This is a genomic window from Intestinimonas sp. (genome assembly GCF_026169115.1).
Classification (GTDB): Bacteria; Bacillota; Clostridia; order Oscillospirales; family Oscillospiraceae; genus Intestinimonas.
The window spans coordinates 1-10,463 of the sequence record NZ_JAPFEA010000155.1 but is presented as its reverse complement, the minus strand read 5'-3'; the positions used below and the strand labels follow the sequence as shown (position 1 = coordinate 10,463).

Genomic DNA, 10,463 nt, shown 5'->3' with positions numbered 1-10,463 from the left:
GGTGAACTCCATGTCCTGCATGTCCTTGTAGTGCTGCTCCAGGCGGTTGGCGATGTCGGCGAACTGATCGTACACGCCGGGCATCTCCTCGTGGAGCTTGCTGATGGGGGAGGGGGTGCGCACGCCGGCCACCACGTCCTCGCCCTGGGCGTTGATGAGGTACTCGCCGAAGAGGGCCTTCTCGCCGGTGGCGGGGTTACGGGTGAAGGCCACGCCGGTGCCGGAGTTGTCGCCGGAGTTGCCGAAGACCATGGACTGGACGTTGACGGCGGTGCCCCAGTCGTAGGGGATCTCGTTCATGCGGCGGTAGACGTTGGCGCGGGGGTTGTCCCAGGAGCGGAACACGGCCTTGACGGCCTCCATCAGCTGGACCTTGGGGTCCTGGGGGAAGTCCACGCCCTTCTCGGCCTTGTAGAACTCCTTGAAGCGGACCACCAGCTCCTTCATGTCGTCGGCGTCCAGCTCCACGTCCTGCTTGACGCCCTTCTGGTCCTTCAGATCGTCGATGATCTCCTCAAAACGCTTCTTGGACAGCTCCATCACCACGTCGGAGAACATCTGGATGAAGCGGCGGTAGGAATCGTAGGCAAAACGGGGGTTGCCGGTCTTGGCGGCAAAGCCCTCCACGGCCACGTCATTGAGGCCCAGGTTCAGGATGGTGTCCATCATGCCGGGCATGGAGGCCCGGGCGCCGGAGCGCACGGACACCAGCAGGGGGTTGGTGGTGGAACCGAACTGCTTGCCGGTCTTCTCCTCCAGCTTGGCCAGGTGCTCCATGATCTCAGCCTCGATCTCGGGAGCGATGGCGCGGCCGTCGGTGTAGTACTTGGTGCACGCCTCGGTGGTCACGGTAAAGCCCTGAGGAACGGGCATACCCAGATTGGACATCTCCGCCAGGTTGGCGCCCTTGCCGCCCAGCAGCTCACGCATGGAGCCGTTGCCCTCGGAGAAGTCGTAGACAAATTTTGCCATTGGTTCGTCCTCCTTCAATGGTGTTCAAAAGTCGATTTAGTATCGCTTGCCACAATTATACCATTCCGATAGAAAATTGCAACCACACTTTTAGAAACTTTGGTCATTCCCACGTGGGATGTTCCGGCGCCCTTTCCAGGTCCCGGAGGTACTCCCCCACGGACCGGCTCATCTCCCGGGAAAAGTCCGATTCGTACTTGCGGTCACAAAAGGCGGAGAGGAAGCCCTCGAAGCTCTGTCCGCCGCAGCGATCCCGGAACATGGCCCGGAGCTGCCCCTCGTCCAGGCGGCGGTAGCCGTTTTCGTGGACAACGAAGGCCGGGTCGAACCGGGCCGGCTTTTTCCGCTCCCTCTGCTGCTGCGTGGGCCAGCCCAGCACCAGCATACAGGCGGGAAAGACCCAGGGGGGCAGGTCCAGCAGGCGGCGCTGGTCCTCGTACCGCTCCATGATGTCCCCGATGTAGCAGGAGCCCAGGCCCAGGCTCTGGGCGGCCACCACGGCGTTCTGGGCGGCGATGGCGGCGTCGGTGACGGCCAGCATCAAATCGCCGGGGCCGGGGCGGCGGGGGGTGCGCCCGGCGGCCTGGTAGGCATCATACCACCGGAGGCAGTCGGCGCAGAAGACGAGCACCACCGGCGCCTTGGCGATGAAGTCCTGGTGGTCGCAGGTCTCGGCCAGGGCGGCCTTGAGGGCCGGGTCGGTGATGTCCAGAATGGTGTAGAGCTGCTGGCAGCCGGCGGTGGGGGCCTGGGCGGCGGCGGCCAGCAGCTCCGCCTTCAGCTCCGCCGGCACGGGGCGGTCCTCAAAGGCCCGGACCGACTTGCGGTCATAGAGACTCTGTATGATCTCGTTCACGGCTTAAAAGAACACCTCCGGCTCCCGGCGCTGGGCGCATTTGGCCTCGAAGCCCTTGGCGGCGGCCTCATAGGACTCGCCCCGGTACTGCCGGGTCTGGGTGGGGCAGAGGTAGATGCAGGCACCGCAGGAGATACATTTGCTCTCGTCGGTGACCCAGGGGGTCTCGATGGGGATGGCCCCGGCGGGGCAGGCATTGGCGCAGGCGTTGCACTTCATGCACCGGTCCCCGGCGGTGGGGTGGAAGGGCACCGACTTGTGGGGGGGCAGGTCGTGGCTGCCCTTGAGGGCGATGGGGGTGTGCGCCCCGCCGGGGACATAGGCGTCCAGCACCGCCTTGCAGCGCGCGCCGAAGTCGGCCATGGCGGCCAGGTCGGCCTCGTCGGGGCGGCCGGCGGCCACATTGGAGAAGATAGAGTGCCGGCCGATGAAGGCTCCGGCGGCCACCACATGGAAGCCGTTCCCCTCCAGCAGGTCCTGGAGCTCGGCCAGGGCGTCGTCATAGTCCCGGTTGCCGTAGACCGCCACGGCGATGGCGGGGCCGCCCCGGCCCTTCAGATGGGCGGCGAGCTGTTCCCGGCAGCCCTGGGGGATGCGCCCGGCGTACACCGGCATGGCCACCAGCACCGGCTCCTCCGCCGGCACGTCGATGTCTTCACGCAGGGGGCGGCCCAGCAGGTCCCGCTCCTGCACGGGCCCGAAGGGCCGAAGGATGGCCCGGGCCGACTTTTTCGTGGTCCCTCTGGGGCTGAAAAAGAGAGAGAGCATATCTGTTTCCACCTTTCCGGTCTGGCGCGCCAGACCTGTTCCATTGTAATTGTGTCCAGGCCACGGCTCCGGCCTGGGCGGCGGAGCCGCTGCGTCGGGTCAGCGCCGCCGCCTGTCATGGGACCGTCTATTTATAAGGTAAGTATAGCATACCGCCCGGCGAAAAGTCACGCCATTCCCGCTCCTTTGCGGAAAAAAGCCGCCCCTCTTGTCCCACCGGCCCGGGCTGTGATAGAATGGAGCCGCCAGATCACGCAGAGAAGGAGGCACACCATGTCTGACGCCCTCACCCTGGCCCCGGTGGCCCACATCCGCAGCGATTTTCCCACCAAATTCGGCATCCCCCGCCAGAGCGGACTGGCCGGCTCCCTCCGCTCCACCGTGGTATTCGCGCCGGAATACCGCAATCCCGACGCCCTCCGGGGGCTGGAGGGCTTTTCCCACCTGTGGCTGGTGTGGGTCTTCTCCCGTTCGGTGGGGGCTGGCTGGTCCCCCACGGTCCGTCCTCCCCGGCTGGGGGGCAACGAGCGCATGGGGGTCTTCGCCACCCGCTCCCCCTTCCGGCCCAATCCCATCGGCCTGTCCGCCGTGAAGCTGGAGGAGGTCCGGCTTCACACGCCGGAGGGCCCCCAGCTCATCGTCTCGGGGGCCGACCTCATGGACGGCACCCCCATCCTGGACCTCAAGCCCTACCTGCCCTATGCCGACTGCCACCCCGAGGCCCTGGGGGGCTTCGCCCCCACCGGCGGCAGTCTGCTGGAGGTGGACTGTCCGCCGGCGCTTTTGACCCAGCTGCCCGAGGACAAGGCCCAGGGGCTGCTGGAGGTCCTGGCCCGGGACCCCCGCCCCTCCTACCAGCACGACCCGGAGCGGATCTACGGCATGGACTTCGCCGGGCACACCATCCGCTTCTCCGTCTCCGAAGGCACCCTCACCGTCCGGGACATCGTCCCCCTGTAACGCCCCCAAAGCAGCATGAGCTCCGCCGACTGTGCCGGCGGAGCTCATGCGCTTTTATCCTCCGTAACGCTCCACGAAGTCCCGGAGCCCCAGGTAGGTGTTGCCCCGGACCCCGGTGGTGGTCTCGGCGTGGTAGAGGGAGCTGATGATGGCCTCCTCCACCGCCTCCACCCCGGCCTCAAAGACCCGGTCGATGTTCTCATCGTAGAACATCCGGGTCTCCAGAATATCCCGCTGGCTGTAATGGGCCAGGCGGTTGGCGGTGGTGAAGGCGACGGCGATATCGCCGCTGCCGTTGCCGCAGTAGGAGCCCACCCGGCCCAGGGCCACCATGGACCGCTTGGCCAGCCGTTTGAGCTGCCGCTCGTTGAGGGGGAGGTCGGTGGCCAGGAGCATGATGATGGAGCCCTCGTCCTTCCGCTCCTCCCGGCCCAGGCGGGTGTCGTAGTGTTTCCCGCCGATGACCAGGTTGCCCGCCGCGCCGAAGTTGGACATGACCAGGGCCCCCACGGTATAGGTCCCGCCGTCGGCCTCCAGGACCCGGGAGGCCGAGCCGATGCCTCCCTTGAGCCCCAGGCAGACCATGCCGGTCCCGCCCCCCACGGCCCCCTCGGCAAAGTCCTCCCCGGCGTTTTCCAGGGCCTGCCGGACGTGCTCGGGCCGGACGTGGAGCCCCCGGATGTCGTTGAGCCGCCCGTCGTTGCACTCGGTGACCAGGCAGTTGACCGTGCCGGTGGTCACCCCGATGTCCGGGTTCCCCTCCAGCATGTACCGGGTGAGGGCCTCGCAGGCCGTCCCCACGCTCAGGGTATTGGTGAGGAGGATGGGGGTCTCGATGGTCCCCAGCTCCTCCACCTGAATGAGGCCCACGCTCTTGCCGAAGCCGTTGATGACCGACACCCCGGCCATCACCTTATCCTGAAAACAGTTGCCCCCGTGGGGCAGCACGGCGGTGACGCCGGTGTGGACCTCCCCCGCCTTCAATGTTGCATGGCCCACCCGCACGCCGGGCACGTCGGTGATGAGATTTCGCGCCCCCCTGGGCCACTTGGCGTGGAGGTCAAAGCCGCTTTCTTCCGGCAGTCCCATGGTCGTCTCTCCTTTCAGCGCCAGGTCTTCCCGGCGGTCTCGATGACTTTGCGGGCCAGGACCTCCAGGGGGTCCACATACCAGTCCCCCAGCCCCGCCTCGGCCTTGATGACCGACAGCTCCGTGCAGGCCAGCACCACGGCGGCGCAGCCCGCCGCCCGGCAGGCGTCCTCCAGCCGCTGCCAGCCCGCCCCATCATAGGGCAGACCCCGCTTCACCCGCCCGTAGATCTGGCGGGTGACCTCCCCCTGGAGCTCCGGCGGGGGCGTCCAGGGGACCAGCCCCAGCCGGGTGAGGGCGCTTTGGTAAAGGCCGGTCCGCACCGTGCCCTCGGTGGCCAAGACCCCCACCCGCCCGCCGGGGCAGCGCCGGGCCAGGAGCTCCGCCGTCTCCCGGACCATGTGGAGGATGGGGATACCCACCTCCCCGGCGATGCGGTCTGCAAAAAAGTGGGCGGTGTTGCAGGTGATGGCGATGGCGGCGCAGCCGCACCGTCCCAGCAGTCGGGCGTCGGCCAAAAGCTGCCCCTCCACCCCGGCGTAGTCCCCCGACAGGATGGCCGCCGTCCGGTCAGGCATGGAGGCGTCGCTGAGCAGGATGAGGTCCACATGGTCCTGGTCCCGCTCCGCCGCCGTGTGGGCGGTCACCATTTGATAAAAGAGCTGGGAGGCCATGGGGCCCATGCCGCCGATGATACCGATGGGATGCTCCATCCCTCTCCCTCCTTCCGCCGTCTCACTCCACCCGCTGGTAGATCCGGGAGCCGCACTTCACGCCCCAGGCGGCGCCGTCCCGGGTGTAGAACCGCAGGGTGGTCACCCGCTTGGCCGGGTCCCCGGCGTCCACCGCCGTGAAGATGTTCTGTCCGCACCAGAGCAGCCGCACCGGCTTATCCTGATAGGTGCCCACCAGCGCGCCGTCCTTCTCCTCCACCACGCAGTGGGCGGGCAGGCCCTCCCGGGCCAGGTAGTCGCCCAAGAGCATCTCTGGCCGGCTGAACCTGCCGCCGTTGGGGATATCCCAATAGTGCTCCGTCTCCAGGGGGAGGCCCAGCAGGTAGTTGTAGCAGATCCACTGGAAGTCCTCCACGTCCACGTCGCCCTCGTTGCACAGGACGGCCACGCCGTAGCCCCCCTCCAAAAGCCCGCCCTGGGTGGACACGCCGTGGAGGCCGCCGGAGTGCTGGCACACCATCTTCCCCCCCAGCAGCCGCTTTTGAAGGCCCATACAGTAGTAGTACTTCTCCCGGAGGGGGAAGGCCGGGCCGATCATCAGGTCCACCGCTTCGGCGGGGACCACCTGTTTCCCCTCCCAAACACCGCCGTTGGAGAGCATCTGGTAGTAGCGGGTGATGTCCTTGGCCGTAGACTTCACGCAGGCGCAGCCCCGGAAGGGGGGCAGCACGGACCAGTCGTCGTCCCACACCAGCCTGCCGTCCTCGTCCCGCTCAAAGAGACTGGTGAGGTTGTCCCCGGCCAGGGCCCTGGCCTCAGAGCAGTCCAGGTCCAGCACCGTCCGGGTCATGCCCAGGGGCTGGAAGAGCCGCGTGTTCAAAAACTCCTCCAGGGTGACGCCGGCGGCCTGGTCCACGATATAGGAGAGGAGGGCGTAGCCCTCGTTGGAGTAGCTCATATACTCCCCCGGCGCCCCCACCGGCCGGTAGTTGCCCGCCGAGATGTAGTCCACGATCTGCTCGATGCGGTCCATCTTGTTGGGGGCGGTGCGCACCATCTCCCGGTACCAGTGGGTGTCCCGCTCCTTGCTGTTCATGGCGATGGACCACTCCAGGGGCTCCATAGGGGGCAGGCCGGAGCGGTGCATGGCCAGGGTGCGCACCGTGACGCACTCGTCCGGCGCGCCGGGGATGTGGAAGTCGGGGAAGTACTTCACCACCGGGTCCTCCAGGCTCATCTTTCCCTCCGCATGGAGGATACAGCAGGCCAGGGCTGTCATGGACTTGCTCATGGAGGCGATGCCGAAGACCGTGTCCCCGTCCACCGGCCTTTGAGGCTCCATGCTCCGATGCCCGAAGCCCCGTTCAAAAAGGATGCCCTCCGGCCCCCGGATGCACACCGCCAGGCCGGGCAGGCCCCGCTTTTGGAAGCGCGCCTCCAGGCGGGCCTCCAGTTCTTTTACGTTCCGTTCCATCTTCCTCACCTCTGACCCTTGCTCCCGCCCTGCGGGCGGGGATGCAAAAAGCGCCGCGACCTCTGGGATCGCAGCGCCTCAGCTTGTCGACAAGCTCAGTTTATCTCACCCCGCCGGCCCTGTCAAGTGCGCCTAAATGTCAAAAACTAATTCAAAAACTTGTTAAAATTTTTTGATTGGCGCAAGATGTAGCCGCCGTGCATGTCAAGCGGTTCTTAATTTTATGCAACTCCACGACATTTATCCATACAAAAACAGCCGGAGAGTAAAGGCTGCTACGGCTGTCGAGACAGGCCTGTGCAATTTTTATACGGCCAGATGCTCCGCCATCACTTCCTCCGAGGAGCGCCAGCCCAGCTCCTTTCTGCGATAGGAGTTTATCCATTTTTCTACACGGCGGATGTCCTCTGGGTCCACCTCATCAAAGTTGCGCCCTTGGGAAAGAATCGTCTAATCAGTCTGTTCATATTCTCATTGGAGCCACGCTCATGCGGTGAGTATGGGTGGCAATAGTAAACGCTGGTCCGCTTTCCTTTTCTATGTCTTCGCCGAGAACAACAACCGGGTGGACTTCAAGGGCGACCGGGCCGACTGCATGACCGACATGGCCCTGGAATTCTTCGATACCTACGACAAGAAGAAGCCCTTCTTCATGACCATCTCCCAAATCGAGCCACACCACCAGAATTTTGACGGCGTCAAGGCCAGTCTGCTCAACCCCAATCTGGACTGCTATCAGGAACTCTACCGTCGGCGCATCCCCATCATCTTCTACAACAACTACTACAAGAACCTCCACTACCCCCGGGTCATCGTCAACGACCTGGAGTGCGCCGACCGGCTCATCGGCCTGCTGGTCCAGGCCGGTCACCGGCACATCGCCAGCATCTTCATCTATGACAACTACCAGAGCATCGAAAAGTTCCAGGGGACCATCGCCGCCCTCATCAAGCGGGGGGTGGAGTTCCAGGACGACTACATCAAATGGTGCGTCTCCGATGAAGCCTACGGTCCCCGTTTCGCCCGGTCCATTGACCGCTTCCTCCGCAGGCTCCCCAAGTACACCGCGGTGGTCTGCTGCAACTACATGATCTACCGCCTGGTGCGGCAGGTCCTGGAGGACCAGGGAAAACGGGTACCGGAGGACTGCTCCCTGGTGTGCTTCGACTACTCCAGCGGCGACTGGGAGACGGAGGGGATCACCTGCTCCATCCACCAGGGCGAAAAGGTGGGGCAGCTGGTGGCCACCCGGCTCATGACCATGATCCAGCGCCACGACTGCGAGGACAAAAATTATACTTACGTGCTCAAACCCAAGATCCACATCGGCGACTCGATCCGTACCCTGACATAAAAAGCCTGCCGGGCAGTTCCTTTCCGCGAACTGCCCGGCAGGCTTTTTCGTTTTGTCTCGGTCCCTCCCTGTCGGGGCGAGCACGCTCAGCCACCGATCAGGTTGCGGACGATGTTGAATACTGTGATGGCCAGGACCAGCAGCTGGATGGCGTTGAAGGCCCGCTCGACCCCCTCCTCGGAGCACCGCTTGCTCAGGCTGGCCCCCAGAAAGCCGCCGGCGATGGCGCCCACCACCATGACCGGAGCCACAGACAGGTCATACACCCCGAAGCCGGTGGTCATGGACACCGTGAGCAGCTTGGAGATCTGGGCAAAGAGAATGGTCATCAGCGAGCAGATGGTCGCCGTTTTGGTGCTGACCGAGTAGAGGTAGATGATGAGGGCCACGTTGATGGGGCCGCCGCCGATCCCCAGGAAGGAGGAGCAGACCCCCAAAAAGCAGCCGGCCCCCAGGGAGACCAGGACCCCCGAGAGCTGGAGCCCCCGGATGTCCGCCTTATGCCGCATGTAGAAATAGACGACCAGGATCAGGACGGCCAGCAGACCGTTCTGGACCACCGTGACCATGCCCTGGGCCCCCAGCCCGGACACGATCTGCCGCAGCAGCCACTGCCCCAGGTAGCCCCCCGCCACCGAGCCCACAGAGAGGGGGATGGCGATGCGGAAGGGGATCTGGGCCTTGGCGAGCATCTGCTTGCCGATGGAGACCGCCGACATGGAAAAGACCGTGATAGACGAGAGCACGCCGATGGTCTCCACGTCGAACTGGTGGAGCACATCCATCAGCGGCTTGATGATGACGCCGCCGCCCATTCCGGTGAGCGAGCCCGCCGTCGTCGCCCCGATGGCGATGAGAAAATATAGGACATACTGCATGGAACCGCCTCCTGCCTCATTCTCCGGTCCGGAAGGGCGTCCGGGCCGATACGGCTCCCATTATACCATATCGGCGGCGGAAGGGCAAAGCCCTTCCGCTCAGGCGCCGCGGGCCTGGACCGGCAGGCACACCACCAGCTCAAAGCGCCCGTCCCTCACACCGGCCTCCAGGGTGCCGCCGTATCGCTCCGCGATCTCCCGCATCCCAGGGATCCCGAAGCCGTGGCGGCTGTGGTCGGCCTTGGTGGTGGTCAGGTCCGGCCTGACCTCCGCCCCCACGGGGTTTGCCACCCGCAGCATCAGCAGCCCCTTGTCCACCCGGCAGCGGACCGTGACCCCGCGCAGCCCCGCCCTACGGACCCCCTCCATGGTGTTGTCCAGGGCGTTTCCCAGAAGGGCGCACAGGTCCATGTCCTCCACCGGCAGCTCCGCCGGCAGAGAGACGGCGAGGTCCGCCGCGATCCCCGCCCGCTCCATGGCCTCCGCCTTGGCGGAGAGGACGGCGTTGGCCGCCTCATTTTCGCACAGCCGTCGGGTCCCCCGGAGGGCCGGAGAGCCGGCGAGCTGCTCCAGGTAGCCCAGGGCCCGCGCCGTCTCCCCCCGCTCCAGCAGACCACGGAGGACCGTGAGGTGATTGCGCAGGTCGTGGCGCAGGGTGCGCACCTGTCCCTCCTGCTCTCGCAGCCCCTGGTAATAGACCTCCCGCAGTCCCGCCAGCTGCTCCGCCCGCTCCAGCCGCTCGTGGTCGGCCAGGAGCAGGATGGCGGCCAGCAGCGCCACGGCGGTGAGCAGCACGAAGGGCAGCACCACCATCCCCTGGTTCAATCCCACCAGATTGACCTCCGGAGATCTGTACCAGTGGGAGGTCAGCAGCACCACGGCGCTCAGGGCGCACAGGGGCATGGCCGCCAGGACCAGGACCAGCCGCCACAGCCGGAAAGACAGCTCCGGCGGCTCCTCCGGCAGCCGCCGCCGCACCAGGAGGTACACTCCGCCATAGACAGCCGGGCGGAGGGCCCGGCTGAGCATGCCCCTGGGCGTCAGCAGCTCCAGATAGGTGTCCAGCGTGGCGTTGACCGACATGATGAGGGAGAAAAAGATGGCCGCCACCGCCAGGCGTCCGGCCAGGCTGCCACGGGTGCAGAGCACGCCGGCCAGGAGGACCACCGGCAGGACATAGAGCAGATTGGGGTCTCCGATCCAGATCACCGTGATGCTGACAATGCCCAGCACCGCAAACATGGCCGCGGACCAGAGCCGCCCCGCCCGGATTCGGACGAACCGGCTCCAGCTCCGGTAGAGAAAGATCCCGTCTCCAAGGGCCGCAGCCACCCACAGGCCCCGGCCGAACAGCTGCTGAAGCAGCCCCAGTTCCATCTCCGTCCCCATCTACTCCTCCAGCTCCGCCCGGGCCAGGGCGGCCAGGGCCGCCCGCTGG

Annotated in this window: 10 protein-coding genes; 2 read left to right on the top strand and 8 right to left on the bottom strand. The window is 65.7% G+C overall.

Annotated elements, in window-relative coordinates; all coding sequences use genetic code 11:
• The 3 genes from Q0Y09_RS13110 to Q0Y09_RS13100 form a co-directional block, all read right to left on the bottom strand.
• A partial coding sequence (locus Q0Y09_RS13110) for a PEP/pyruvate-binding domain-containing protein (RefSeq protein WP_297722651.1) occupies positions 1-972 on the bottom strand: 972 nt, incomplete at its 3' end.
• A 103-nt stretch (positions 973-1,075) separates the two neighbouring features.
• A complete protein-coding gene (locus tag Q0Y09_RS13105) occupies positions 1,076-1,828 on the bottom strand; it encodes a nitroreductase family protein (protein ID WP_297722648.1) in 753 nt (250 codons plus the stop codon).
• A gap of 3 nt (positions 1,829-1,831) precedes the next feature.
• A complete protein-coding gene (locus Q0Y09_RS13100; RefSeq protein ID WP_297722645.1) occupies positions 1,832-2,596 on the bottom strand; it encodes a 4Fe-4S binding protein in 765 nt (254 codons plus the stop codon).
• Positions 2,597-2,869: 273 nt separating this feature from the next.
• Between Q0Y09_RS13100 and tsaA the strand changes: the two genes are divergently transcribed.
• Positions 2,870-3,556 carry a tRNA (N6-threonylcarbamoyladenosine(37)-N6)-methyltransferase TrmO gene (gene tsaA, locus Q0Y09_RS13095; protein WP_297722642.1) on the top strand — a complete coding sequence of 229 codons (687 nt, stop codon included), beginning with the start codon at positions 2,870-2,872 and terminating at the stop codon, positions 3,554-3,556.
• A gap of 54 nt (positions 3,557-3,610) precedes the next feature.
• Here the strand turns inward: tsaA and Q0Y09_RS13090 are convergent, their stop codons facing one another.
• From Q0Y09_RS13090 to Q0Y09_RS13080, 3 genes are read right to left on the bottom strand one after another with little or no spacing between them, the layout of a single operon-like run.
• On the bottom strand, positions 3,611-4,645 hold the full coding sequence (locus Q0Y09_RS13090) for a P1 family peptidase (protein ID WP_297722639.1): 1,035 nt from the start codon (positions 4,643-4,645) through the stop codon (positions 3,611-3,613).
• A gap of 14 nt (positions 4,646-4,659) precedes the next feature.
• Positions 4,660-5,358: an amino acid racemase gene (locus Q0Y09_RS13085; protein ID WP_297722636.1), complete on the bottom strand. Its 699-nt coding sequence runs from the start codon at positions 5,356-5,358 to the stop codon at positions 4,660-4,662.
• 22 nt (positions 5,359-5,380) lie between these two features.
• A complete protein-coding gene (locus Q0Y09_RS13080; RefSeq protein WP_297722633.1) occupies positions 5,381-6,793 on the bottom strand; it encodes a serine hydrolase in 1,413 nt (470 codons plus the stop codon).
• Positions 6,794-7,292: 499 nt separating this feature from the next.
• Between Q0Y09_RS13080 and Q0Y09_RS13075 the strand changes: the two genes are divergently transcribed.
• Positions 7,293-8,147, top strand: coding sequence for a substrate-binding domain-containing protein (locus Q0Y09_RS13075; RefSeq protein ID WP_367184393.1), 855 nt, complete (start codon positions 7,293-7,295; stop codon positions 8,145-8,147).
• Between the two features lie 86 nt (positions 8,148-8,233).
• Here Q0Y09_RS13075 and Q0Y09_RS13070 read toward each other — a convergent pair whose 3' ends face one another.
• The gene (locus Q0Y09_RS13070) at positions 8,234-9,025 is read right to left on the bottom strand and encodes a sulfite exporter TauE/SafE family protein (protein ID WP_297722630.1); all 792 of its coding nucleotides are present in this window, start codon (positions 9,023-9,025) and stop codon (positions 8,234-8,236) included.
• Between the two features lie 99 nt (positions 9,026-9,124).
• Positions 9,125-10,414 carry a GHKL domain-containing protein gene (locus tag Q0Y09_RS13065; protein WP_297722627.1) on the bottom strand — a complete coding sequence of 430 codons (1,290 nt, stop codon included), beginning with the start codon at positions 10,412-10,414 and terminating at the stop codon, positions 9,125-9,127.
• Positions 10,415-10,463 lie beyond the last annotated feature (49 nt).